21 protein-coding genes are annotated in these 24,215 nt (G+C 69.2%); 4 read left to right on the forward strand and 17 right to left on the reverse strand.

Annotation, left to right across the window (positions count from 1 at the left end):
• Window positions 1-13: 13 nt before the first annotated feature.
• On the forward strand, window positions 14-1,201 hold the full coding sequence (coaE, locus tag KBO27_RS06680; RefSeq protein ID WP_210969049.1) for a dephospho-CoA kinase: 1,188 nt from the start codon (window positions 14-16) through the stop codon (window positions 1,199-1,201).
• Window positions 1,202-1,389: 188 nt separating this feature from the next.
• Here coaE and KBO27_RS06685 read toward each other — a convergent pair whose 3' ends face one another.
• Together KBO27_RS06685 and KBO27_RS06690 are read right to left on the reverse strand one after the other, a co-directional pair.
• A complete protein-coding gene (locus tag KBO27_RS06685) occupies window positions 1,390-1,896 on the reverse strand; it encodes a ribonuclease FAU-1 family protein (RefSeq protein ID WP_307870266.1) in 507 nt (168 codons plus the stop codon).
• Window positions 1,897-2,012: 116 nt separating this feature from the next.
• Entirely contained in the window at window positions 2,013-2,609 is a 597-nt protein-coding gene (locus KBO27_RS06690) for a ribonuclease FAU-1 family protein (RefSeq protein WP_210969050.1), read from the reverse strand.
• 193 nt (window positions 2,610-2,802) lie between these two features.
• On the opposite strand from KBO27_RS06690, the gene uvrB reads away from it, so the two are divergent.
• Both uvrB and KBO27_RS06700 read left to right on the forward strand, forming a co-directional pair.
• Window positions 2,803-4,968 carry an excinuclease ABC subunit UvrB gene (gene uvrB, locus KBO27_RS06695; protein WP_132676849.1) on the forward strand — a complete coding sequence of 722 codons (2,166 nt, stop codon included), beginning with the start codon at window positions 2,803-2,805 and terminating at the stop codon, window positions 4,966-4,968.
• A gap of 724 nt (window positions 4,969-5,692) precedes the next feature.
• On the forward strand, window positions 5,693-7,252 hold the full coding sequence (locus KBO27_RS06700) for an acyl-CoA dehydrogenase family protein (protein ID WP_246536364.1): 1,560 nt from the start codon (window positions 5,693-5,695) through the stop codon (window positions 7,250-7,252).
• Between the two features lie 67 nt (window positions 7,253-7,319).
• On the opposite strand, the gene KBO27_RS06705 is transcribed toward KBO27_RS06700, so the two are convergent.
• From KBO27_RS06705 to KBO27_RS06765, 13 genes are all read right to left on the reverse strand, one after another.
• Window positions 7,320-7,886 (reverse strand): GAF domain-containing protein, encoded by a 567-nt coding sequence (locus KBO27_RS06705; protein WP_210969051.1) that lies wholly within the window; start codon window positions 7,884-7,886, stop codon window positions 7,320-7,322.
• 37 nt (window positions 7,887-7,923) lie between these two features.
• On the reverse strand, window positions 7,924-8,496 hold the full coding sequence (locus KBO27_RS06710; RefSeq protein WP_210969052.1) for a GTP-binding protein: 573 nt from the start codon (window positions 8,494-8,496) through the stop codon (window positions 7,924-7,926).
• A complete protein-coding gene (locus tag KBO27_RS06715) occupies window positions 8,477-8,836 on the reverse strand; it encodes a DUF742 domain-containing protein (protein WP_210969053.1) in 360 nt (119 codons plus the stop codon). Before KBO27_RS06715 ends, KBO27_RS06710 begins: the two co-directional genes overlap by 20 nt.
• A gap of 2 nt (window positions 8,837-8,838) precedes the next feature.
• Complete coding sequence (locus KBO27_RS06720; RefSeq protein ID WP_210969054.1) at window positions 8,839-9,279, reverse strand: roadblock/LC7 domain-containing protein; 441 nt, start codon at window positions 9,277-9,279, stop codon at window positions 8,839-8,841.
• 73 nt (window positions 9,280-9,352) lie between these two features.
• Window positions 9,353-11,044: a sensor histidine kinase gene (locus tag KBO27_RS06725; protein WP_210969055.1), complete on the reverse strand. Its 1,692-nt coding sequence runs from the start codon at window positions 11,042-11,044 to the stop codon at window positions 9,353-9,355.
• A 386-nt stretch (window positions 11,045-11,430) separates the two neighbouring features.
• The gene (locus KBO27_RS06730; protein WP_210969056.1) at window positions 11,431-12,615 is read right to left on the reverse strand and encodes an acyl-CoA dehydrogenase family protein; all 1,185 of its coding nucleotides are present in this window, start codon (window positions 12,613-12,615) and stop codon (window positions 11,431-11,433) included.
• Between the two features lie 12 nt (window positions 12,616-12,627).
• Window positions 12,628-13,584 (reverse strand): 3-hydroxyacyl-CoA dehydrogenase NAD-binding domain-containing protein, encoded by a 957-nt coding sequence (locus tag KBO27_RS06735; protein ID WP_210969057.1) that lies wholly within the window; start codon window positions 13,582-13,584, stop codon window positions 12,628-12,630.
• Window positions 13,581-14,330 (reverse strand): acetoacetate decarboxylase, encoded by a 750-nt coding sequence (locus KBO27_RS06740; protein WP_210969058.1) that lies wholly within the window; start codon window positions 14,328-14,330, stop codon window positions 13,581-13,583. Before KBO27_RS06740 ends, KBO27_RS06735 begins: the two co-directional genes overlap by 4 nt.
• Window positions 14,327-15,100 carry a crotonase/enoyl-CoA hydratase family protein gene (locus tag KBO27_RS06745; protein ID WP_210969059.1) on the reverse strand — a complete coding sequence of 258 codons (774 nt, stop codon included), beginning with the start codon at window positions 15,098-15,100 and terminating at the stop codon, window positions 14,327-14,329. The genes KBO27_RS06740 and KBO27_RS06745 overlap by 4 nt, the downstream gene beginning before the upstream one ends.
• On the reverse strand, window positions 15,097-16,287 hold the full coding sequence (locus tag KBO27_RS06750) for a CaiB/BaiF CoA transferase family protein (RefSeq protein ID WP_210969060.1): 1,191 nt from the start codon (window positions 16,285-16,287) through the stop codon (window positions 15,097-15,099). Before KBO27_RS06750 ends, KBO27_RS06745 begins: the two co-directional genes overlap by 4 nt.
• 132 nt (window positions 16,288-16,419) lie before the next feature.
• Window positions 16,420-17,328, reverse strand: coding sequence for a LysR family transcriptional regulator (locus KBO27_RS06755; protein WP_210969061.1), 909 nt, complete (start codon window positions 17,326-17,328; stop codon window positions 16,420-16,422).
• 282 nt (window positions 17,329-17,610) lie between these two features.
• Window positions 17,611-18,537, reverse strand: a complete 927-nt coding sequence (locus KBO27_RS06760) for an ABC transporter permease (RefSeq protein ID WP_372448827.1) — start codon at window positions 18,535-18,537, stop codon at window positions 17,611-17,613.
• Entirely contained in the window at window positions 18,534-21,158 is a 2,625-nt protein-coding gene (locus KBO27_RS06765; protein ID WP_246536498.1) for an alpha/beta fold hydrolase, read from the reverse strand. Before KBO27_RS06765 ends, KBO27_RS06760 begins: the two co-directional genes overlap by 4 nt.
• 676 nt (window positions 21,159-21,834) lie before the next feature.
• Between KBO27_RS06765 and KBO27_RS06770 the strand changes: the two genes are divergently transcribed.
• Window positions 21,835-22,803, forward strand: coding sequence for a TerC family protein (locus tag KBO27_RS06770; protein ID WP_210969265.1), 969 nt, complete (start codon window positions 21,835-21,837; stop codon window positions 22,801-22,803).
• 67 nt (window positions 22,804-22,870) lie between these two features.
• On the opposite strand, the gene KBO27_RS06775 is transcribed toward KBO27_RS06770, so the two are convergent.
• Window positions 22,871-23,527, reverse strand: a complete 657-nt coding sequence (locus KBO27_RS06775; RefSeq protein ID WP_210969063.1) for an RES family NAD+ phosphorylase — start codon at window positions 23,525-23,527, stop codon at window positions 22,871-22,873.
• A gap of 35 nt (window positions 23,528-23,562) precedes the next feature.
• The gene (locus tag KBO27_RS06780; RefSeq protein WP_210969064.1) at window positions 23,563-24,147 is read right to left on the reverse strand and encodes a DNA-binding protein; all 585 of its coding nucleotides are present in this window, start codon (window positions 24,145-24,147) and stop codon (window positions 23,563-23,565) included.
• Window positions 24,148-24,215 lie beyond the last annotated feature (68 nt).

The raw sequence follows: 24,215 nt of genomic DNA on the forward strand, positions 1-24,215 counted from the left end.
CAGGATGTAGCGCATGTTGCGCGTGGGTTTGACCGGAGGCATCGGATCGGGCAAGTCGACGGTGGCTCGGCGGCTGGCCGAGCTCGGCGCGGTGGTGATCGACGCCGACGCCCTGTCGCGCGAGGTCGTCGAACCCGGCAGCGCGGGCTTGTCCGAGCTGGTCGAGCGGTTCGGCGACGCGATCCTGGACGAGTCCGGTGCCCTGAACCGGCCGGCGTTGGCGGCCACGGCGTTCGCCGACGAGCAGTCCCGGCTCGACCTCAACGCGATCGTGCATCCCAAGGTCGCCGAGCTGACCGCGCAGCGGATGGCCGAAGCGCCCGCCGACTCGGTGCTGGTGCACGACATCCCGCTGCTCGTGGAGGCGGGTTACTCCCCGCATTATCACCTGGTGATCGTCGTCGATGCCGATGAGGACGTCCGGGTGCGGCGGCTGATCGAGCGCGGGCTCGCCGCGCACGACGCACGCGCGCGCATCGCCGCGCAGGCCACCGACGAGCAGCGGCGCGAGGCCGCCGACGTGTGGCTGGACAACGCGGGCTCGGTCGAGGACCTGCTGACGAGCGTCGACGAGCTGTGGCGGGACCGCCTGGTGCCCTTCGAGCAGAACCTGCGGCACCGCCGACGCGCCCAACCCATGCCACCGAAGCTCGTCGACCGGGATCCGGAATGGGCCGCCCAGGCCCGGCGGCTGATCGCACGCGTGGAGCGAGCGGCGGGGCAGCGCGCGGTGCGCGTCGACCACGTCGGCTCCACCTCGGTGCCGATCACCGCCAAGGACGTCATCGACCTCCAGCTCACCGTCCGCACCCTCGCCGACGCCGACGCCCTGGCAGAGCCGCTGGGCGACGCGGGCTTCTCGGTCGTGCCCGGCATCGACCACGACAACCCCCACGACTTCGCGCCTGAGCCGGAGCAGTGGTCCAAGCGCTTCCACGCCGCAGCGGACCCCGGCCGCCACGTCAACCTGCACGTCCGGGTCGAGGGCACCGCGGCCTGGCGGGTGGCCCTGGTGTTCCCCGACTGGCTCCGGGCGGACCCCCAGGCCCGCGAGGACTACCTCGCGACGAAGCGGCAGGCCGCCGAGGCCCACGCCGACGACCAGGACCACGAGGGCTACGCAGAAGCCAAAGAACCCTGGTTCGCCGCAAACCTCCCCAGGGCCATGACCTGGGCGGACACCACCGGCTGGACCCCCTGACCCCTAGTTCCCACCTCCGCGTCCCCGATCTCAGTGGAAATCGGAACCCTGATTTCCGCTGAGATCGGGGCCCGGACTTCCGTGGGAATCGGAGTCCCGAGTTCCACTGAAATCGGGGACCTGAGTTCCGTGGAAATCGGGGACCGCGCGTGGGGATCGCCGCCTGTGGGGCGGGGAGCGGGGAGGGGTTACCAGGGGTCGAAGATGCCTCGGTAGGCGAGCCACTGGTTGATCGAGCGGTGGAGGCTGACCTCGTCGAGCGTGCGGTGGACCGTCTGGAACGCGTAGTCGGCCTCGCTCTGGCGGATGGCGCCGGTGGCCACGGCGGTGGCGAACTCCGCGGCCCTGGTGATGCGGGGCCGGCCCCGGTCCGAGATCTCCAGGCCCAGCAGGAGGTCCGTGGTGGCCCAGGAGCGGGTGTCGCGGTGGATGGTGACCGCGGTGAGCGTGCTCGGGCTCGGACGGGAGTGCCGGTTGCGCGGGCGGAACTTCGTCAGGCGCAGGCCCAGGTCGGCCAGTATCCAGGTGATCTCGACGTCGTGCTCCGGGGCCTGCGGAGTCGGGCACTCCACGGCAAGCCCCCACCGCTCGACGTGGCAGACCTCCAGCTGGTGCACGTACCCGGAAGGATGTCTGCGCTGCGAGCTGAAGAGATCGATGACTTCCATCATTTTGGGGGAAATCGCAGCGCTCACAGTTTCAGAGAGTAGCTGCGAAAACCGGCAACGTGATCATCAGTACCGGCTTTTAACATAACTTTTCCGTAATGGTCGGCCGGCGCCGGGAATGGCGCGGGGGCCAGCGGTGGTGATCACTCCGTTGGCGGTAGCGAACGCGGCCCGGGTACGGGATCTTGGGTGGGTTGTCCACTCCACGACAGCTCGATGTCGTTGGTGTGCAACCACTTCGGCAGGTCGTAGCCGCAGCGGGTGATCCCCTCCAGCGCCGCGGTGGCCCGCCGCATCGCGCGCTCGGCCGTTTCCGGTTCGAGAAGTCCGGAGTGGACCGCGAGCACGAATTCATCCACGTCGAGCAGTTCCACGTCCCGGCCCTGGCGCACTTCCAGATCCAGGTAGTGGTCGGTGGTCCGCCATTGGGTGTCACTCGATTCGACGTCGACCAGATCGAGGTAGTAGTCGAGGTCTCGTTCGAATCCGGGCCGCCAGTACCAGCGGGTCACCCGCAGCCCGAGCGAGGGCAGCAGCCACGACTCCAGCGCGGCGATCTTCGGCTGCCCCGGCAGCGGCCGGGTGAGGTAGAGCCCGAAGGGCTCGCGGCGGAAGCGGCTCACGGTGCGCACGTGGCCCTTGGGGTCGGTGTTGGTGCCCGCCGAGAGGTCGAAGACCTCGGTCTTCGGCGGATGCACGGGCAGTCCCAGACGCTCGGCGATCTCCCGCTGAGTGGTCACAACGACACTCTAAGCGACCGCATGAGGCGGGCGCGACGTCCGAAGCACGCCGCGCCCGCTATCTCTCTTCCACTGTTCGCAGGTCACCTCCCATCGGTCGGGGCCGGTGACGCATCCCATTGTCCGCCCTCATCGGCCGGATGGCACCCCGTGACGCAACATGATGTCGGTGGTGGCTCGTACGCTGGGCGACGTGGCTTTTGCGACTGAGCGCCCCGACGACTCCGTGCTGGCGCACTCCGAGTTCCGCCCGGTTGGCGACATCCCCCGGACCGATGCCCGGTTCCGCATGGTCAGCGACTACGACCCGGCTGGTGACCAGCCGCAGGCCATCGAGGATCTGGAACGGCGGATCAACTCCGGAGAGAAGGACGTGGTGCTGCTCGGCGCCACCGGCACCGGCAAGTCGGCCACCACCGCGTGGCTGGTCGAGCGGGTGCAGCGCCCCACGCTGGTGCTGGAGCCGAACAAGACGCTGGCCGCCCAGATGGCGAACGAGCTGCGCGGGTTCTTCCCGGACAACGCCGTGGAGTACTTCGTCAGCTACTACGACTACTACCAGCCCGAGGCCTACGTCCCGCAGACCGACACCTACATCGAGAAGGACTCCTCGATCAACGAGGACGTCGAGCGGCTGCGCCACTCCGCCACCTCGAACCTGCTCTCCCGCCGGGACTGCGTGGTGGTCTCCTCGGTGTCCTGCATCTACGGCCTGGGCACGCCGCAGTCGTACCTCGACCGCGCGATCCCGCTGGCCGTCGGCGGCGAGATCGATCGCGACGTGTTCCTGCGCGCGCTGGTGGACGTGCAGTACAGCCGCAACGACATCGCCTTCGCCCGCGGCACCTTCCGGGTGCGCGGCGACACGGTCGAGATCATCCCCGCCTACGAGGAGCTGGCGGTGCGGGTGGAGTTCTTCGGCGACGAGATCGACCGGCTCTACTACCTGCACCCGCTGACCGGTGAGATCGTCCGCGAGGTGCAGGAGCTGCGGATCTTCCCGGCGACCCACTACGTCGCCGGTCCGGAGCGGATGGACAAGGCGATCCGCGCCATCGAGGGAGAGCTCGAGGACCAGCTGGGCCGGTTGGAGAAGCAGAACAAGCTGCTGGAGGCCCAGCGGCTGCGGATGCGCACCCAGTACGACATCGAGATGATGCGCCAGGTCGGCTTCTGCTCGGGCATCGAGAACTACTCGCGCCACATCGACGGCCGCGAGGCGGGCTCGGCGCCGGCGACGCTGATCGACTACTTCCCGGACGACTTCCTGCTGATCGTCGACGAGTCGCACGTGACGGTCCCGCAGATCGGCGGCATGTACGAAGGCGACGCGTCCCGGAAGCGGACGCTGGTCGAGCACGGCTTCCGGTTGCCCAGCGCGCTGGACAACCGGCCGCTGACCTTCGAGGAGTTCTCCGACCGCATCGGCCAGACCGTCTACCTGTCGGCCACGCCCGGCCCGTACGAGATGGCGCAGGCCGGCGGCGAGTTCGTCGAGCAGGTCATCCGCCCGACCGGTCTGATCGACCCCGAGGTCGTCGTCAAGCCGACGGAGGGCCAGATCGACGACCTGGTGCACGAGATCCGCGAGCGCGCCGACCGCGACGAGCGGGTGCTGGTGACGACGCTGACCAAGAAGATGGCCGAGGACCTCACCGACTACCTGCTGGAGCTGGGCATCCGGGTGCGCTACCTGCACTCGGAGGTCGACACCCTGCGACGGGTGGAGCTGCTGCGGCAGCTGCGGCTCGGCGAGTACGACGTGCTGATCGGCATCAACCTGCTGCGCGAGGGCCTGGACCTGCCGGAGGTCTCGCTGGTGTCGATCCTGGACGCCGACAAGGAGGGCTTCCTGCGCTCCGGGACGTCGCTGGTGCAGACCATCGGGCGTGCCGCGCGCAACGTCTCCGGCCAGGTACACATGTACGCCGACCGGATCACCGATTCGATGCAGCACGCCATCGACGAGACCAACCGGCGCCGCGCCAAGCAGATCGCCTACAACGAAGAGCGCGGCATCGATCCGCAGCCGCTGCGCAAGAAGATCGCCGACATCCTCGACCGCGTCTACAGCGAGGCCGAGGACACCGAGGAGTCGGTGTCGGTGGGCGGTTCGGGCCGCAACACCTCGCGCGGGAAGAAGCCTTCGGGCGAGGCGGTGGCCAGCGCCGGCCTGCTGGAGGACCGCGACATCTCCGGGATGCCGCGCGCCGAGATGGCGGACCTGGTGCAGCAGCTCAACGACCAGATGATGAACGCCGCGCGGGAGTTGCAGTTCGAGCTGGCGGCCAGGCTGCGCGACGAGATCGCCGACCTGAAGAAGGAGATCCGCGGGATGGACGCCGCAGGCATCGAATGAGCCGCGATCGCGGAAGGTGATCAAGATCTCGCCTTCCGCGATCGGGCGTGTCCGCCGGGTTTCAGCCCGCGACGGGCGTTTCGAGCCTACTGCCGAGTTCTGCTCGTGACCTCGGACAATTCCCGTTCCCGTCCACAAAGGACTTGGATTTCGAGAATCCGCACTCCGGTTAAGGCGATTTCCTCACGGAGTTCTCAGGTTCTCGCCACCAGCGGTGATTACGGTCCGTTGTTCGACTCACCGCAAAGGGGGTACCCCGAATTGGTGAGCTACGGTATTTTCCCACTCCGGCTGTGCTCACGTGGACAGTGCCGGCTTGCGAGGAAACGGAGTTTTCGCCATGGATCTCGACCGATCGCCAAGACCTCGTACCCTCCGGGGTCCGACGGCGATCCGATCCGAGATCGAGCCTGCGTCACGTGAACGCGGCAGGACTGGGCTACCCCGACATCCCCAATGCTGAAGACGTGCCACCTCCTTCTCTCCGGTAGATCAACACCGTGGTTGCGCCCCGGGCATCCTCACTGCTCGGGCCGGTGTCAGCGCGCGTCTGAAGATGGGGTCGCCCTTTTCGCCTCAGCGGAACGAATGAGACGACGAACGCGGTAATCCACCCGCGCCGAATTCCGGTGCGGTGCCCGTTCGTCCTATCAAACGTGCCCGAATCCGCCCCCATTCGCGACCACCCCCTCGCGAGAGCCTTTCCCAGGAAGGACCAAACGGAATGGAGTCGACCGAAAGCGGTTCCCCGAACCTCGGCGCGGCGTCGGAGATGCTCGATTTCCTGCGCAGGTACAGCAGAGAGCAACTCGACTCCCGGCGAATGGACGAGCGTCGCGGCTTCCAGCTGTCCCTGATCCCCGACCTCGCCGAAGCGGGCCTGTTCGGCGTGCAGATCCCCAAGCGCTACCAGGGTCGGGAACTCTCGCATTCCGACACCATCAAGGTGTGGCGGCAGGCCGGTGCGATCGACTGCAACCTGCTCATCCTGCTCGCCGTGCACAACACGCTCGGCGTGCCGCCGATCCAGCAGTTCGCTCGTGAGGACGTGCGCTCGGCCGTGCTGCCCGAGCTCGCGCAGGGCCGCCGGCTGGTGACCAGCGCGGTCAGCGAGCCCAGCATGGGATCCAACGTCCGGGCGATCACCAGCAACGCGACCAAGCGGCCCGACGGGTCCTACGTCATCAACGGCGACAAGCAGTGGATCTCGCTGGGTGCCGACGCCCACTACGTCAACCTCTTCGCGCGCCTGACCGACGAGAACGGCCAGGACGCCGGGATCACCGGGTTCCTCGTCGACACCTCCTCACCCGGTTTCGTGCGCGGCCCCGAGGTCGTCACGCTCGGGCTCAAGGCGGTGCCGCAGAACAGCCTCAGCCTCGAGAACGTGCACGTCCCGGCCGAGGGCCTGCTCGGCGAGGAGGGCAAGGGCCTCGTCGCGGCCAAGACCGCCTTCACCCAGGGAAGGCTCATGCTGGCCAGCGGCGCGCTCGGTGCGGCGATGCGGGCGCTGGAAATGGCCCAGCGCTTCGCCCGTCGTCGCGAGGTCGCCACCGGCAACCTCGCCGAGAACGGGCGGATCCAGCAGATCATCGCCGAGTCGGTGGCGGCGACCCAGGCCGTGGAGATGCTGGTCGAGCACATGACCGACCTGCTCGACTCGGGCCGCGAGGTTCCCGAGCCCTTCTACTTCGCGGCGAAGATCCTGGGCTGCGAGCTGATGTGGCAGGTGGTCGACCGCTGCCTGCAGCTGCTCGGTGCCCGCGGGTTCGTCGACACCAACGTCGTCGGCCAGTTCTACCGGGACTACCGGCTGTTCCGGATCTTCGAGGGCAGCACCGAGGCCATCACGGTCTACCTCGGGTCGACGATCCTCAAGCACCCGCAGCGGTTCTTCTCGATCTTCGACGACTTCGACGTCGACCCGAAGCTCGCCGAGCACGTGTCCCGGATCGACAAGCTGACCACCACCACGACCACCGGTGGGCAGCAGCGGCACATCCTGGCCAGCCAGGTCGGTGAGCTCGCCTGCTGGGCGATCCTGTCGGTGCTCACCGCCGAGGGGCGCCACCGCTCCTCGATGTACTCCCACACGGCGTCCTGGAGCGAGCAGCAGCTCCTCGACAAGCTGCGCGTCGCCGAGGACAGCAAGCCGTTCGTGGAGCTCCCGACGGTGGACGAGCTCGCCCGCCACATCGGCGAGTTCGAGCTGTCCATCGGCAACGTCGAGCAGCGCAGGCCCGGCATCCAGCACGACCTGGACCTGCTCCTGCGCCGGGGCTGAGGACCGCGGAGAGCATCGAGGGGGCGGGACCGCCGTGCCGGTCCCGCCCCCTCGTCGCAGGTGGTGTTCAGCCCGCCTGGAGGTCCCGCTCGCGGCGGTGGACCAGATCGACGCCTTCGCTGGCCAGCGCCTTGATGGCGTTGAGGCCGTCGCGGCCCCACGGGCGCACCTCGCTGTCGATGACGCAGACCGTGCCCAGCGCCATGCCGGTGCGGTCGATCAGCGGAGCACCCAGGTAGGAGCGGACGTTCATCTTGTCCACGACGTCGTTGCCCGCGAAGCGCGGGTAATCGCAGACGTCTTCGAGGACCAGCGCCATCCGGCGGGCGATGACGTGCGGGCAGTAGCCCGTCTCCATAGGAGCCGAACGCGGGTCGGCGTCGGCGTCGGCGTTCGGGTCTTCCATCCCCGCCACCTTGGTGAACAGACCACCCAGGTACTGGTGGGTGTCGGTGATGAAGTTGACCATGGCGTTGGGCACGCCGAGGGTCTGGGCGACGTGCTGCGCGAACGCGTCGAACTCGGGATCTCCGGCATCGCCCAGGCCGAGCTGGCGCAGCCGCGCCGCACGCTCGTGCGCGTGCGCGTCGACGGGGCTGAAGTGCCGGTGTCCGGCGGCATCGAAGGTCGTCACGAGAAACTCCGATTTAGTTGGGGGATTCGGGGCGGGGTCATAAGGCGCGGGTCTCCATCACGTGCTCGATCAGCTGCACCAGCACCGAGGCCGCGGAGCGGCGGTCGCGCGCATCGCAGAGCACGACCGGGATGTGCGGTTTGATGTCCAGCGCTCGCCGCACCTCCTCGGGTTGGTAGCGGAAGCTGTTCTCGAACTGGTTGACCGCCACGAGGAAATCGATTCCGCGTCGCTCGAAGAACTCCACGGCCGCGAAGCAGTCCTCCAGCCGACGCGTGTCGGCCAGGACGACCGCGCCCAGGGCGCCGTCGACCAGGTCGTCCCACATGAACCAGAACCGGTCCTGACCCGGCGTGCCGAACAGGAACAGCACGATGTTCTGCGGGTCGAACGTGATTCGACCGAAGTCCATCGCCACGGTGGTCGTGGTCTTGTCCCCGACGCCGGTCAGGTCGTCGTGCCCGACGCTGGCGACGGTGAGCGTCTCCTCCGTGGTCAGCGGCTCGATCTCGCTGACCGAATGGATGAACGTGGTCTTACCGACTCCGAACCCACCCGCTATGAGGAACTTGAACGAGGTCGGGAATGGCTCAGAGCTGTTGGAGCCCATTCAGCAAAGCCTCCAGTTGATCGCGCTTCGGCACGTCGGCGGGTGCGTGGGTGGTGAGCGCTCCCCAGTCGATGAGATCGGAGAGCAGGACTTTGGTGACTACGGCGGGTTGCCGCAGGTGAGCAGCGACCTCGGCGACCGAGGTGGCGTGCCGGCAGAGCGTCAGCATCTTGGCGTGAACCGGTTCGATGCGGTCCGGTGAGAAGCGCCCGGTGGACCGCACCAGCGATTGCAGGGACAGCGGTTCGCTGGGTTCGGTCCGGCCGTTGGTCAGCGAGTACGGGCGCAGCAGCGGTCCGGCTTCGTTGTCCAGCCACGGTTTGTCCGATGGTCCGGGCATGCTCACCTGCCCATCTCACCGGCGCTCCGCGCGGCGGTGGGCTGCCGCATGGGGGTAGCCAGGTGGTTCGGGACTCGCTTGACGAGCTGGGCGATCTCGTAGCCGAGCACCGCGGCGTCGGCTTCCGGGGTGGCCAGCACGACGAGCACGGCACCGCTACCGGCGGCGGAGACGAACACGACCAGGTCGTTGAACTCGACGACGACCTGGCGGACGCCACCACCGTCCATGCCGAAGCGGCGACCGCCGTTGCGGGCCAGCGAGCACTGCGCGGCGGCCCAAGCGGCGAGGGCGTCGGCCTCGTCGTTGTCCAGCCCTCTGTAGTACCGCTTGATTCCGTCGGTCGAGGCGAGCAGGGCACAGCGTGTGTGCGGGACTCGTCGGAGCAGGTCGGCGAGTAGCCAACTCAGGTCGGACGACGAGCCCGCTGCGTCATTGGCCATTGTGGAAAACGTCTCCTGACTCTTCTCACTGCGCGGGGGCAGATCTTGTGCGGGGGAGGGGTGTGGTGCGGGGTCAGCCCTGGCCCGGTTTGTCGTCCGAAACGCCGCCCTCGACACCCGAGCGGAAGGACGCGTACAGGCTGGGGCTCGGTCCGCCCTGCGGCTTCTCCTCGGGCGTGGAGGAGCTCTCCGCGAGCTGCGGGACCAGGTAGCTGCGCGTGCGGTCGCGCCGGGGCAGCGCGGGCCGTTCGGCGTTGTCGGCGTTGACCGGACCGGAGGTCGTCACCGGGGGAGCCTCCGGCACGGCGCCGGAGTGGCGCCCGTAGGGGTTGTGCTGCTGCTGGGCGGGGCGCTCCTCGCGGACCGCCGGCTGCGGCCCGGTCGCGTAGACGGGCTGCTGGCCGGTGTGGCGACCGCTGTTGAACGTCTGCGCCGGCGAGGGCATCAGCGATCCGCGCGAGTCATGGCCGTTGACCTGCGGTTCGACGGTGGACAGCACGCTGCTGGAGCTCTGCGCGGCGGACTCGTCCGGCTCGACGTCGGTCTCGCCCAGCAGGTTGTTGGGGATGACCACGTGCGCGTCGGTGCCGCCGTACATGTTGTTCTCGAGCTCGACGCCGATGTGGTGCCGGTGCGCCAGCTGCGCCACCACGTACAGGCCGATGCGGCCGTCGCGCAGCTGCGCGTCGCGGTCGACGTCGTCGGGGTTGGTGAGCAGCCCGTTGAGCGTGACCCGGCTGCGCTGGTCGATGCCCAGGCCGCGGTCGCGGATGTCGATGGCCAGACCGGCGGTGACGATCTGGCTGTTGATGCTCACCTGCGTGTCGGGCTCGGAGAACGCGGTGGCGTTCTCCACCAGCTCGGCGATGAGGTGGATGACGTCGGCGACGGCGTGGCCGTGCAGCGTGCCGTCGACCGGCGGGATCACCTTGACGCGGGCGTAGTGCTCGACCTCGGCCACCGCGGAGCGCAGCACGGTGTACATCGCGACCGGCTTGCTCCACTGCCGCCGCGGCATCGAACCACCGAGCACGGCGAGGGATTCAGCCTGCCTGCGCACGCCTGTGACCAGGTGGTCCACCGCGAACAGGCCCTTGAGCAGGTCCGGGTCCTCGACCTGCTGCTCCAGCTCGTCGAGCCGCTGGATGGCGCGGTGGGCCAGGGACTGCACGCGCCGGGCGAGGTTGGCGAAGACCGCGACGCTGGGGTCGATGTTGGTCTGCGAGGGCTCGCTCTGCATGCGGACCAGCGCGAACTCGACGGCCATCTGGGCCTGCCGCAGCTCGTGGGCGAGCAGCTCGTAGGGGTTGCCGGTGACCGGCTCGCCCGTGGGCCACTTCGGCGCGGGCTGCTGACCGGACTGGATCTGCTCGACGAGCTGGGGCAGTTCGCGGGTTCCCTGGGCGACGGTGCCGCGCAGCGACTCGATCCACTGGTGGGAGTTGCGCAGCGACTCCTGCAGCCTGGCTTGGGCGTCGTGGCCGGATTCGTGGATCCGCCGGTCGACGTCGTCGGCCAGCGTGTTCGCGCGCAGGTATCCGATGACCACGACGGCGATGCTGGCGACGATGCCCACCGCGAGGACGGTGTAGCGCAGTTCAGGCGGAGGGACGAAGACCAGCGTGACCGCCGTGGCGGTCCCGATCAGCGCCGTCGCGGCCAGGGACGCCACGACCAGCCGCTGCAGCTTCGCCCGAAGATCGTTGTGGGGTGGGGCTTCGGGGGCTCGGTCGGTTTGGATCGCGGGTAAGGGGCTTTCAGACATCAGCGTCCTTGGTACGGGGGTTTCGGTGACGGGCACCGCGGTGCCGAAACGTCGGGGGCGTCACCGGGGACTACTGGTGCTCCACTAATGATCAAAAGTATCACTCGGCGTGATGATAGTGCGCTCGGCCGCTGAATTGGACCTTTCCGCCCAACGATGCCTCCATTGGGCGGATGGACGATCTGAGCGCGAGGCCGTAAGAAGGCCGCCCACCTCGGAAATCGAGGTGAGCGGCCGTCTCTCGGGGGCTGCGCGAATTTTTCGTTGAGATCGGGAGGACTGGAGCGCAAGTACCCGAACGGGTCTCATCTGGAGCGGACATCGGTGGGCGCGCTCCACGCGGGTCCGCTGAGGTCCGCCGCGCAGGTCGGATCTGGAAGCCGGTCTTACGCGAAGGCGCTGTGGCCGGTGATCGACTTGCCGACGATCAGGGTGTTCATCTCCCGGGAGCCCTCGAAGGAGTAGACCGCCTCGGCGTCGGCGAAGAACTTCGCGATCTCGTGGTCCAGAACGATTCCGTTGCCGCCGAACAGCTCCCGGGCCCAGGACACGACCTCGCGCATCTTGGTGGTGGTGAACGCCTTGGCCAGCGCGGCCTGCTCGGCGCTTCCGGAACCCTGCGCCACCAGTTCGTTGAGCCGCACCACGACGCCGAACATCGCGGTGATGTTGCCCAGCATCTTGACCAGCAGGTCCTGGATCATCTGGAAGGCGCCGATCGGCTTGCCGAACTGCACGCGGTTGACGGCGTACTCGCGGGCCAGCTCGTAGGCGCGCACCGCCACGCCCAGCGCCTGCCACGCGACGCCGCCGCGGGTCATGGCCAGCACCTTCGCGGTGTCGCGGAAGCTGTTGACCTGCTGCAACCGGTTGGCTTCCGGAACGCGGACGTCGGTGAGGGCGATGTCGGCGTTCTGCACCGTGCGCAGCGCGATCTTGCCCTCGATCTTGGTGGCGGTGAACCCGGGAGTCCCCTTCTCCACCACGAAGCCCTTGACGTGGCCGTCGGCCTCGTCGCGGGCCCACACCACGATCAGGTCGGCGAAGGTGCCGTTGCCGATCCAGCGCTTGGCGCCGTTGAGCACCCACTCGTCGCCGTCCTTGCGGGCGGTGGTGCGCATGCCGCCGGCGACGTCGGAGCCGCCCTCGGGCTCGGTCAGCGCGAACGCGCCGATCCGGTTCATCTCCACCATGTCCGGGATCCAGCGATCGCGTTGCTCCTGGTCACCGCCGTGGTAGATGCTGCCCATCGTGAGTCCGGTGTGGACGCCGGAGAACACGGCCAGCGACGGGTCGATCCGGTTGAGCTCCAGGCTCAGGAAACCGGTGAACAGCGGGCTGCGGGGCTTGCCGTCGCCGTGCTCGGCGAACTGGTAGCCGGCCAGCCGCAGCTCGGCGAACTTCTCGACGACCTCGAAGGGGAACTCCGAGGTGTCCCACGCCTGGTTGGCCAGCGGCTTGACCTCGCGCTCCAGGTGCTCGCGGATCTCGGCGAGCTCGGTGCGCTCGGACTCGCTGAGCAGGTCGTAGAAGCCGAAGAAGTCGGGGTTGGTGATTGCGGGCTTGGGCATCGTCGTACCTCGTCAGATCGTTGCGTCCGCGCCTGTTTCGATTCCGAACAGGGCGGTGTTGAGTGCGTTGTGCTTGCGGTCGCGCAGGCGCGCGCGTTCGCGGTAGGACTCCGGGCCCGCGCCGTAGGCGGCCTCGGTCTGCTCGACGATCGAGGTGATGGTGGCGTCGTCGAGCTCCGGCCGTCCCAGCTCGGCCCAGCGGTCGGCCATGCCCACGCCGAGGTGGGCCATCATGTGGCGGATCCCGCCGGGACCGCCGCCGAGGTGGAAGCTCTCGAACGGGCCGATGGTCGCGTAGCGGCCGCCCAGCGACGCCTTCATCACGGTGTCGAGCTCCTCGGGGGAGACGACGCCCTGCTGCACCAGCGAGATCGACTCGCGCAGGAGCGCGCTCTGCAGCCGGTTGGCGACGAACCCGTCGACCTCCTTGTGGATCCGCACCGGCGTCTTGCCCAGGTCGCGGTAGAAGGCGATGGCCTCCTGCACGACCTCCTCGGCCGTCGCGCCGGGCACGATCTCCACCAGCGGCACCACCTGCGGCGGGTTGAACGGGTGGGCGATGAGCAGCCGCGCGGCGACCTCCTCGTCCAGCTCGGCGGCGATCGCGGAGGCCACGATCCCGGAGCTGGAGGAGGCCAGCACCGCATCAGCGGGGGCGTGCCGGGCGATCTCGGCGAACAGCTGCTGCTTGAACTCCAGCCGCTCGGGCCCGTTCTCCTGCACCAGCTGCGCGTTCTCCACGGCCTTGGCCAGGTCGCCGGTGGCCGTGATGCGGCTGCGCAGCGCGGCGACCTCAGCGCCCGGGATGCTCTCGGCGAGCATCGGCAGGGCGTCGTCGATGGCGGCCTCGAGGTCGTCGCGCGGATCGGTGACCCGGACCTCCAGGCCGGCGTGCGCGAACAGCGCCGCCCAGGCCAGACCGATGGTCCCGGCGCCCACCACCGCGACGTTCGTCCACTTCGGATTCATGACTGCTTCCTCCCCGCCAGGTAGTCGTGGACGGGCTCGACTCCCGACAGCGTGAGATCGGTGATGATGTGGCTGGCCGAGACGACCTCGCGCACCGGCAGGTCCGCCAGCGGCGCCAGCGCGTGCTCGAACAGCTGCAACCGCGCGGGTCCGGTGAAGGCCTGCTTGACGGTGATGTCGGTGATGCGGGTGCGCACGAGATCGGCGATCCGCGGCCGGTGGTCGTAGCCGGGGACGAGCTTGAGCATGAACGTCGGCACCGTGATCTCGGCCTCGGCGGCGGCGAGGTCCATCGGGAACCACTTGTAACCCATCGTCGCGGTCGCGACCCGCTCCGAGCCGTAGTCCAGCGTCCCCACCAGCGCGGAGTCCTCCACCTTGAGTGCCGGTTGGCCCATCACCTTCGGATACGCGCTGGCCTCGCGGCCGGCGGCGGTGGCGGGGAAGTTGTTCAGGTACATCGCGTGCAGGTACTCGCCGCGCTCCTCGCCGAAGCGCACCGGAATCGCCTGCCCCGCCTCGACGTACGGGCCGAACGAGGTGACCTCGCCCATGTTCATGATCTCGAAGCGCACCAGCGGTTCGTCGAACTCCAGCGGCTCGGGAACCACCGCGCGCAGCGCCTCGGGGTCGGTGCGGTAGACGACGTTGAGGTACTCGCGGTCGGTGAACCGCGCGACCGCCGGTGCGTAGGCCGGGGCTCCCAGCGGGGTCGCCACGCGGCGCAGGATCTCTTCGCTGTTCACTGTCCCGTCCACTTCGGTGCGCGCTTCTCGGTGAAAGCCCGGACGCCCTCGGCGAAGTCGGCGGACTGGTGGAGCCCGCGGATCTCGCGGCGCTGGGCGGCGAACGCCTCCGGCTCGGGCAACCGGTCGGAGTGCCGGACGACCTGCTTGACCGCGGTCAGCGCCAGCGGCGCGTTGGCGGTCAGCTCCTCGGCCAGCTCCAGCGCGGCGTCCAGCGCGGCACCGTCGTCGGCGATCCGGTTGACCAGGCCGAGCTCGGCGGCGCGGCCGGCGTCGATGCTGCGGCCGGTCAGCAGCAGCTCCACGGCCAGGTGGTACGGGATCCGCTTGGGCAGCCGGATCGCGCCGCCACCACCGGCGATCAGCCCGCGCTTGACCTCCGGCAGAGCGAACGTCGCGCCTGAGGCCGCGACCACCAGATCGCAGGCCAGCGCCAGCTCGAAGCCACCGCCCATCGCGAAGCCCTCCACGGCGGCGATCAGCGGTGTGGCGCTGTCGAACTCGGTGATCCCGGCGAAACCGCGGTCACCGACGCTGGGGGATTCCCCGCGCGCGGCGGCCTTGAGGTCCATGCCCGCGCTGAAGGTGCCCGCCGCGCCGGTCAGCACGCCCACCCGCAGCTGCGGGTTCGCGTCGAGCTCGTCGACGGCGGCGGCGATGCCGTGCGCGACGTCGGCGTTGATCGCGTTGCGCGCCTCGGGCCGGTTGATCGTGATCACCAGGGCGTTGCCGCGGGTCTCGGTCCGCACGGTCGTGTTCGGAGTGGTCATGCCGCGTTCCCCTCGTTGCGCTCGTCGAGTTCGGTGAAGACCGCGTCGGTGTCCTGGCCGGGGATCGGCGGGTGCAGTCGGATGGAGGCCGGGGTGGCGGAGAACTGGATCGGGACCCCGACCTGCCGGTAGCTGCCCTCGGTGGGGTGCTCGGCCAGGTCGAGCAGGTGGCCTTCCTGCACGTAGGGGTCGTCGGCGGCGTCGTCGAGCCGCAGGACCGGGCCGACCGGGATGCTGTGCTCGGTGCACACCTGGACCCACTCGTCGGTGGTCAGCGTCGGTGTCACCGACTCCATGAGCTCGACCAGCGCCGTTCCGTGCTCGCGGGCGTCGATGTAGTCGCCTGCCAGGCGCGGATCGGCGGCGAGGTCGTCGCGTCCGGCGGCGGTGAACAGGTCGCGGAAGTTCTTCGGCGAGTAGGGCATGATCATCGCGTAGCCGTCCTTGGTGGGGCGGGCGCGATGGCCGGTGGTCATCGACAGCGGGAACCCGGTGTCGGTCTTCGGCGGCTCGAAGATCCGGCCCTGCAGGTGCTCGACCAGGTTGAACGCGAGCATCGTGTCGGCCATCGGCACCTCGACCAGCTGGCCCTGCCCGGTCGCGCGCTGGTGGACCAGCGCCGCCAGCGCCGAGTAGACGATCGTCAGCGCGGCGACCTTGTCGCCGAAGATGCTCGGCAGCACCACGGGCTTGCCGATGTCGCCGGCGCGCTGGGCGAGGTCGAGCAGCCCGGAGGCGGCCTGCACGGTCTCGTCGTAGGCGGCGAGCTCGGCGCGGTCGGAGTCCGGGCGGAAGCCCTGCGCGTGGGCGTAGATCAGGTGGGGGTTGTCGGCGGCGAGGCTGTCGTAGTCCATGGCCAGGCGCCGCAGCGCGTTGATGCGCATGTTGGTGATCACGATGTCGGCGCTGCTGATGAGGTCGCGGGCGCGCCGGGCGTCGTCGGCGTCCTTGAGGTTGAGCGCGACGCTGCGCTTGTTGCGGTTGACGTTCATCGCCAGCGGCGTCATGCCGGGGGTGCGGTGGACGTTGCCGAGCCTCGCGGTGTCCTTCGGCGACTCGATCTTGATCACGTCGGCGCCGAGGTCGCCGAGGATCTGGGCCGCGTACGGGCCCATGACCACGGTCGACAGGTCGATGACACGCACGCCGGCCAGAGGGCCGGAGGCGTTGTCGGCGGGGGTTGTCATCACCACTCCTAGTGCGTCGGGAAATCGCCCCGAATCGACTTGTTTGCTTCGCTAACTACGTTAGGTCGGCTGTGGAGCGGTGTTCAATTGATCAGTGGAACCGTATCGCGAACAATGGCGTGACCGCAGCGGTCACGCCGCGGGTTCGGTCATCGATTCCTTCGCGGCGGCGATGAGTTCGTGCAGCTCAGGCTGCTCCTCGGTGCGGTCCTGGCGCCAGATCAGACCGGTTGCGAGGCTGGGTGAGAAATCCTGGATGGGGAGCACGGTGATGTTCTCGTCGCGCATTTTCTGCATTCCGCTCTTCGGGTCGAGCATGGAAATCGCGAACGCTCCGCCGTTGGCGATGACCTCCGCCGTGCTGCCGTAATCACCGGTGTCCAGCGTCATCCGGCGGTGCACTCCGGCGGCGGTCAGCCGCGCCTCCAGCTCGTCCCAGTAGTCCGGCAGCATCCGCGCCACCGGGCGCACGTAGGTCAGCCCGACCAGCTCGTGCAGCGACACCGCCTCGCGGCCGGCGAAGTCCGCGGCGGGCAGCACCGCGCCCAGCGGCTCCCGCATCAGCTCGAACACCTCGATGCCCTCGGCGTGCACCGGCAGGTGCACCAGGGCCATCGCCAGCTCGCCCCGCTGCACCCCGAGCAGCAGTTCGCGGCTCCCGCCGGGCCAGCGCTTCAGGTCGCACACCTCGGCGCAGCGGCGGGTGAACACCGTCAGCCGCTCCCGCAACGTCGAGTGCAGGCCGGGCGGAACGCCGAGGTAGACGACGGGCCGGTGCCGTCCGATCGCCTCCCGCAGCCGCCACGGCACGTCGTCGAACCGGCTCAACGCGTCCCGCGCGATCGGCAGCAGCGCGGTCCCGGACTCGGTCAGCTGCACGTGGTGCGAGTCCCGCTCGAACAGCACGGTCCCGAGCTCGCGCTCCAGATCCCGGATCCGCTGGCTCAGGGGAGAGGTGGCCATGTGCAACGACCGCGCGGCGCCCGAGAAGCTCAGCTTCTCCGCCACGGCCACGAAGTACCGAAGATGAAAGATCTCCATCGTCCAACAACATTACGCCGCCAGACCCAACCCACTACGCCACACGCCCACCCCGCCCGTCGCACCCCTCCAGGTGCCGTCCCCGACCGCGCACCCGGAATACCGCAGTAATCAGGTCCCGGATTACTGCGGTATTCCGGTCCCCGAACGCGGCAGTGCCCCGATCCGCCGAATGCCGCCGTAATCAGGGACCCGATTACTGCCGTAATCCGGTGCCTGATTACGGCGGTATTCCGGGTTCTGAGGAGGGTCGTGATTCGGGGTGTGGGGTTGGGGGAGGGGCTAGCTGGTGATGTCTTTTCTGTTGAAGCGCCAGATGGCGAGGGTGGTGAAGACCGCGGCGTAGGACAGGGCCGAGAAGCAGCCGGTGATCATCGACGAGGGGTCGATGTCCTCGCTGAGCAGGTCCGAGTAGGCCGTGGAGAAGTGGGTGGGCAGGTAGTTGCGGAGATCGCCCAGGGCGGAGATCTGGTCGATGATCTCCGAGAGGATGGAGATCAGGACCGCTCCACCCACCGCGCCCAGCGGAGCGTCGGTGTTGACGCTGAGGAACAGGGCGAGCCCGGCGATCCAGCTGAGGTGGACCGCGACGTAGAGCGTCGCGGCGGCCAGGCTCAGCACCCCGCGCGGGAAGGTCAGGGCTTCGCCGGTGGTGCTGACGAGGTCGCCGGTGCCGAACCAGAGCACGCCCACCGCCAGCGCCATCCCGACCAGCAGGACCACGCCGAGGACCGACAGCAGCGCGGCGACCTTCGCCTTCTGCCGCAGCAGCCGCATCCGCGGCACCGGCGCGGCGAGCAGGTACTTCAGGCTCGACCAGGACGCCTCGCTGGCCACGGTGTCGCCGAAGAACAGTGCCACCACCACGACCAGCAGGAACCCGGTCGAGGCGAACAGCGTGAACACCGCGAAGTTCAGCCCGCTGGCGGTGGCCATGTCGGCGAAGCTCCGCCCGCCGCGCGAGTCGTCCTCGCCGAGCTCGAACGCGGCGAGCAGCAGCAGCGGCAGCAGCACCAGGAACGCCAGCGTCAGCCGGGTGCGCACCCGCCGCAGCTGGCGCGCCAGCTCCACCCGCAGCGGCAGCGTCCGCTTGGCCGAGTAGCCCTCCGCGGCGCCGTCGGCCTGCGGGACTCCCAGCATCGGCGCGCGCACCAGCGCGGTCTCCGTCTCCGGTACCGCGACCTCGGTGGGGGTTTCGTCGTCGCTCACCGCTGTTCCTCTCCGACGAGCTGCAGGAAGGCGTCCTCCAGGCGGCGTCTCGGGCCCACCTGGTGCACCGAGACCCCGGATGCGACCAGCACGTTCACCGCGACCGCGGCCTTGTGCCCGGCGAGGTCGGCGTGCACCAGGTCGTCCTCGATCTCGACCAGGCCCAGCCCCTCGATGGTGCGCAGCGCCTCGGCGGCCTCCTCCGGGTCGTCGACCCGGAAGGTCGCCTCCCCGTTGACGGCCGTGATGTCGGCGACGCTGCCCTCGGCCACGAGCGAGCCGTTCTGCATGACGATCACGTGCGTGCAGGTCTGCTCGACCTCGGCGAGCAGGTGGCTGGAGACCAGCACCGCGCGGCCGGTGGCGGCGTAGCGGCGCAGGATCTCGCGCATCTGGTGGATCTGCGGCGGGTCGAGCCCGTTGGTCGGTTCGTCGAGCACCAGCAGCTCCGGCAGACCGAGCATCGCCTGGGCGATCGCCAGCCGCTGCTTCATGCCCTGGCTGTAAGTGCGCACCTTGCGCTTCGCGGAGCTCTCCAGACCGGAGATCTGCAGGACTTCGTCCAGGTGCGCGCGCAGCATCGGACGGCCGGTCGCCGCCCAGTAGTGCCGCAGGTTGTCCAGGCCGGACAGGTGCGGCAGGAAACCGGGCGACTCCACCAGCGCGCCCACCCGCGACAGCACCGGAGCACCGGCCTGCAGCCGGTGACCGAAGATGCGGACCTCGCCGCGACTCGGCCGCAGCAGCCCCAGCAGCATCCGCAGCGTCGTGGTCTTGCCCGCGCCGTTGGGCCCCAGCAGGCCGACGATCTGACCGCGCTCCACCTGGAAGCTCAGGTCGTCCACCGCGGCCTTCTTGCCCGGGTAGGACTTCGTCAGCCCGGAGATCACCAGCGGCGTCTCCGCCAGCCGCGGATCCGGGTCGTCGTTGAACTTGCGGCGGATCGCCGAGATCACCCACAGCAGCAGGGCCAGCACGAACACCAGCCCGAGGCCCACCAGCGGGCCGACCGGGACCGAACCTGCGCTGGAGGACGCCGCGCGCACCGACGGGATCGACACCGCCCGGTCGCCGGCCAGCGCCACCAGGTGCGCCGAAGGTTCCCTCGGCAGCGCGTAGGCCTGGTCGGTGGTGGCGACCGCGAGCTCGATGCGGTGACCCGTCTCGATCGGGTGCACGACGCCGGGCAGCGCGACGTCGAACTCGACCGGGCTGCCGTCCGCGGGCACGTTGCTGATGTGCAGCGGGGACACGGCGTTGCCGAGCAGCTGCCGCTGCCCGTCGGGGCCGACGTCGTAGAGCTTGGCGAACAGCACCGCGTCGGCGGGCTGCGGCTGGCCCGGCACCGCGGCGATCGCCAGCCGCGTGCGCGGCGTGCCGGAGATCAGGGTCTGCTCCTCCAGCGGCTGGGTGCGGAACACCGCCACCTGACCGGGCAGGTCCCTGGCCAGGGACTGGCCGAGGCTGCCCGCTGCGTCGAGCACCTGGCCGGCGCCGGGCAGCGCGCTCGTGGCCGCCGGGGAGCCGCCGGGCGGGTTGATCACCGGCGTGACCGGGCCGTCCAGCGGAAGCGAGTAGCGCGGCGTCCGGGAGTCCCGCAGCCCCGGGTAGGAGGGGGCGGTCATGGTGCGCACCGGGATGTCGCCGTCGCGCTGCGGCCGCCCGGCGATGTCGAACTGGAAACCGGTGCCGGGGTCGGGAACCGGTGGCACGCCGCCCAGGTGGAAGGCGAACCAGTCGGCGACGCGCCCGCGCACCTCGGGTCCGGGCGGGTTGCCGTCGTGGCCGCCGGCGAACCAGATGGTCTTGACCTCGCCGCCGGCGGCGGAGATCTGCCGCGCGTTGGCGTCGGACTGGTCGAGCCCGAACAGGGTGTCGCGCTCGCCCTGCACCAGCAGCGTCGGCTGGGTGACCCGCGAGTTGTAGGTCTTGGGGGACGACTTCGCCAGCAGGTCCAGCGTCTGCTGGCTCGCGCGTCCGTACTGGGCGACCTCGGAGTAGGCGGCGCACACGGCGGGGATGAAGTTCCCGCAGGTCAGCGGGGTTCCCGCGGTGGGGCGGGGTGCGCCTCCGGCGGAGAACAGCAGCCCGGTCCAGGCCTGCTTGAACACGCCCTCGGGGTTGAACGAGCCGCCTGCCGGGGTGGCTCCGCCGATGCGGACCTGGCTGGCGTTGTTGGGCAGCAGCGCCTGGCCGAGGTCGTTGTAGGTCATCACCGGTGAGACGGCGTCCACCCGCGGATCGGTGCCCGCCAGCATCAGCGCCAGCGCGCCGCCGTAGGAGGCGCCGGTGACACCGACGCGCGGATCAGCGTCGCCGTCGCGCAGCACCTCCGGCTGGCGGGCCATCCAGTCCAGCAGCTGCCGGGCGTCGGCGACCTCGTAGTCCGGGGAGTTCAGCGCGATCTGCCCGGTGCTGCGGCCGAACCCGCGCGCCGAGTACGTCAGCACCGTGAAGCCGCGCCGGACGAGTTCCCGAGCCTGCTCGGCGGTGTCGGCCTTGCTGCCGCCGAAACCGTGGGCCAGCAGGATCGCCGGCGCCGGGGTGTCGACGGGGGAGTGGAGCGTGACGTCGATCTGCACTCTCTCGGTGCCGCCCGGGCCGTCGAGCACGTCGACCATGGCCTCTCGGGGAGCCGGGGGCTGCGCCGCCGGTTGCAGCGGTTGCACCTGGCCGGACCACAGGAACGCCCCCAGCACCACTAAGAGGACGCAGGGCAGGGCGAGCAGGTACAGGCCGGTTCGGCGACGGGGAGAGGCGGACACGGCATTGACAGTAGGTGAACGGAGCGGCACCGGTTTCATCCAGACGCGGAGGGAAGGCAAGACGCTATGAACCAGAGACCAAAGCGCAATCGGACACCTCGTCGTGCCCGTCGTCGTGTGGTCTTGGCCGCATCCCCGCGTGCGGTGCCCGAGTGATCAGGCCGAGGCGATACTAGCGATCATCGGTGTGAACGCAATGCCCCCGGATCGGGGAGCGCGCGCCACCCGCATTGCCCCGTTCAGCGGTCCCACCTAGGTTCGATCCGTGACTTGCGTTGCAACTGGTCACCCCACCTGGTGCGGGGACCCCGGCATAAGTGACAATCTTGACGAGTGGTGGAGGGGAGTATTCCTTCGCGACGGTGTCGTCATCACGGAACTTGCCTGGTCAAGCCCGGTGCCGTCGACCGATAAAGCAGATCGGTGGAAGAGACCTCCGGTCCCGGACGTGTACGCCCTGAACCGGAGGTGATTGATGGGTGCCGACCTGATGTTGCGCGCGGCCCCTGCGCAGCAGCCCGCAGTCGACACGATGCACGTGCACTGGTGGGTGTGGGCAGCGACCCTCGGCGGGCTCGCCCTGCTGTTGCTGCTCGACCTGGTGATCGTCGACCGCAAGCCCCACGAGGTGACCACCGCCGAAGCGGCGAAGTGGGTCACCTTCTACATCGGCTGCGCGATCCTGTTCGGCATCGGTGTGTGGATCTTCGGTGATCAGCACTTCGCCATCGAGTTCTTCACCGGATACATCACCGAGTACTCGCTGAGCGTGGACAACCTGTTCATCTTCATGGTGATCATGTCCAGCTTCGCGGTGCCGTCGATCCACCAGCACAAGGTGCTGCTGATCGGCATCCTGCTCGCGCTGCTCATGCGCGGCATCTTCATCGCCGTCGGCGCTGCGCTGATCGCGCAGTTCGTCTGGGTGTTCTTCATCTTCGGCGCCTTCCTCATCTGGACCGCCTTCAGCATGGTCCGCAAGAAGGACGAGGAAGAGGAGTACAAGGAGAACGCGCTCGTCCGCTGGGTTCGCAAGATGTTCCCGGTGACCGACGACTACCACGAGGCCAAGTCGACGGTGAAGATCGACGGCAAGCGGTACCTGACGCCGATGTTCGTGGTCATCGTGGCCATCGGCAGTGCCGACCTGCTGTTCGCCGTGGACTCGATCCCGGCGATCTTCGGCATCACCCAGGATCCGTTCCTGGTGTTCACCGCCAACGCCTTCGCGCTGATGGGCCTGCGGCAGCTGTACTTCCTGCTCGGCGGCCTGGTCGACAAGCTGGTCTACCTGTCGGTCGGTCTGGCGGTCATCCTCGGCTTCATCGGCCTGAAGCTGATCCTGCACGCCTTCCACGAGTACCACCTGGTGCCGGAGTGGGCGGAGATCAACAACTGGATGTCCCTGGGCTTCATCGTGCTGACGCTCGCGATCACCACGTGGGCGAGCCTCGCCAAGTCCAAGCGGGACGCGGAGGCGGCCGAGGCCAACCAGGGCTGACGCTCCGCTGCAAGACCAGAAGATCCCCTTCGGACACCGTCCGGAGGGGATCTTCTCGTGCGCGCCCTCAGTCGAGCAGGGTGTAGCTGAGCTCCTGGCAGACGCGTCCCAGCGGGACGTCGAGTCCGGGGTGGCTCAGCGGGAGCAGGACGTCCGGGCTGTCCGGGAGCGCGGTGTCCGCGGGCGGGTCCCAGAGGCAGACCGAGGGCTTGCCGGAGTCCATCGCGGACCGGTACCAGAGGCCGTCGAGCTCCGGGTAGGACGCGCGGATCGCGCGCGCCCACGCCTGGGTGCGCGATTTCGGCCCGCTGCTGATGGCCTGCGAAGCGCCCGCCCTGGTGGGCCAGAGCCCGGTGAGGTCGAGCAGCCGCAGCGTCCGGCGTGGACGGAACAGCACCAGGTGCGGGCTGCGGGTGCGCCGGTCCACGGTGGACGTCGCCTGGTACACCTCCGCGATGCAGGTCTGCACCGACAGCGAGAAGTACAGGACGCCGTGCTCGCGCGTGATCGTCGGCCCGCCTTGGGAGTTCGGCAGGTGCGGGTCGAACCGCGCGTGCGGCAGCGGTCCGGCGTAGCGGAAGCTGTTCCACTGCTGCGGGTGGTTGCCGCCGGAGGTGAACACGCGCGCGAGCCTGGTGCCCGAGGGCACCGCGATCACGTCCTCTGTTCGGCGGAGGATCGCCTGCAGCGCTGCAGGAGCAGGCGGCTGGGGTAGCCGTGCCAATGTGTGGTCCCAGGTGGTGGTCGCGGTGGGGCTGGTCAGGCGGGGGTGCCGATGGCGGCGGCGAGCTCGGCGACCCGATGCGGATCGCCGCCGGCCAGCAGCCACTCTCGCGGACTCACCGGTCTGTCGTGGATCTCCAGATCCTCCTGGGGTGTGGTCATGAAGTTCGCCAGCACGAGCGCGGGTTGGTCCGCGGGCATCCACGCGAGCACGACGTCCAGGCCGGGCAGCGCGTCGGAATCGGTGAACTGCCACGCCGGCAGGCGCCAGCCGCCGCGGTCCTTCCAGCCGATCAGGCGGCGCTCGCCGATGCGGTGGCGGACCCGGCTGGTGTCGACCCCGATCCGCGCGGCGGCCTGACCGACCGACAGCGCGGTGTCGCGCAGCACCGTCTGCTCGGCGACGGTGCGGGCCCGCGGGTCGACCTCGGTGTCGCCCAGCGGCGAGAGGTCCAGCCCGGTGGCCGCGAGCGCGGCGCGCTCCGAGTCGGTGAAGTGCGCGGCTGGGTCGACCTGCGGCGAGGTGAGCTTCCTGGCTGCGTCCTCGACGAGGGTGAGGAATTCGTTGGCGGTGACCTTCAAACCGGCCCTGGCCAACACGGTCTCCAGCGCGGCTGACATATGCCGAGGATACCGCAGAGCGCACGAAATGCGTGCGCGAACGTGCGCGGCCCCACCTGAATGTCACC

The sequence above is a fragment of the Saccharopolyspora endophytica genome, from assembly GCF_018070075.1.
Lineage (GTDB): Bacteria > Actinomycetota > Actinomycetes > Mycobacteriales > Pseudonocardiaceae > Saccharopolyspora > Saccharopolyspora endophytica.

Excerpts from the sequence above, each read along its gene's own strand:
- coaE (WP_210969049.1), top strand. The coding sequence starts at position 14 with ATGTTGCGCGTGGGTTTGACCGGAGGCATCGGATCGGGCAAGTCGACG.
- KBO27_RS06700 (WP_246536364.1), top strand. The coding sequence starts at position 5,693 with ATGGAGTCGACCGAAAGCGGTTCCCCGAACCTCGGCGCGGCGTCGGAG.
- KBO27_RS06710 (WP_210969052.1), bottom strand. The coding sequence starts at position 8,496 with ATGGGCTCCAACAGCTCTGAGCCATTCCCGACCTCGTTCAAGTTCCTC.
- KBO27_RS06715 (WP_210969053.1), bottom strand. The coding sequence starts at position 8,836 with ATGCCCGGACCATCGGACAAACCGTGGCTGGACAACGAAGCCGGACCG.
- KBO27_RS06720 (WP_210969054.1), bottom strand. The coding sequence starts at position 9,279 with ATGGCCAATGACGCAGCGGGCTCGTCGTCCGACCTGAGTTGGCTACTC.
- KBO27_RS06725 (WP_210969055.1), bottom strand. The coding sequence starts at position 11,044 with ATGTCTGAAAGCCCCTTACCCGCGATCCAAACCGACCGAGCCCCCGAA.
- KBO27_RS06730 (WP_210969056.1), bottom strand. The coding sequence starts at position 12,615 with ATGCCCAAGCCCGCAATCACCAACCCCGACTTCTTCGGCTTCTACGAC.
- KBO27_RS06735 (WP_210969057.1), bottom strand. The coding sequence starts at position 13,584 with ATGAATCCGAAGTGGACGAACGTCGCGGTGGTGGGCGCCGGGACCATC.
- KBO27_RS06745 (WP_210969059.1), bottom strand. The coding sequence starts at position 15,100 with ATGACCACTCCGAACACGACCGTGCGGACCGAGACCCGCGGCAACGCC.
- KBO27_RS06750 (WP_210969060.1), bottom strand. The coding sequence starts at position 16,287 with ATGACAACCCCCGCCGACAACGCCTCCGGCCCTCTGGCCGGCGTGCGT.
- KBO27_RS06755 (WP_210969061.1), bottom strand. The coding sequence starts at position 17,328 with ATGGAGATCTTTCATCTTCGGTACTTCGTGGCCGTGGCGGAGAAGCTG.
- KBO27_RS06765 (WP_246536498.1), bottom strand. The coding sequence starts at position 21,158 with ATGGTCGACGTGCTCGACGGCCCGGGCGGCACCGAGAGAGTGCAGATC.
- KBO27_RS06770 (WP_210969265.1), top strand. The coding sequence starts at position 21,835 with ATGCACGTGCACTGGTGGGTGTGGGCAGCGACCCTCGGCGGGCTCGCC.
- KBO27_RS06780 (WP_210969064.1), bottom strand. The coding sequence starts at position 24,147 with ATGTCAGCCGCGCTGGAGACCGTGTTGGCCAGGGCCGGTTTGAAGGTC.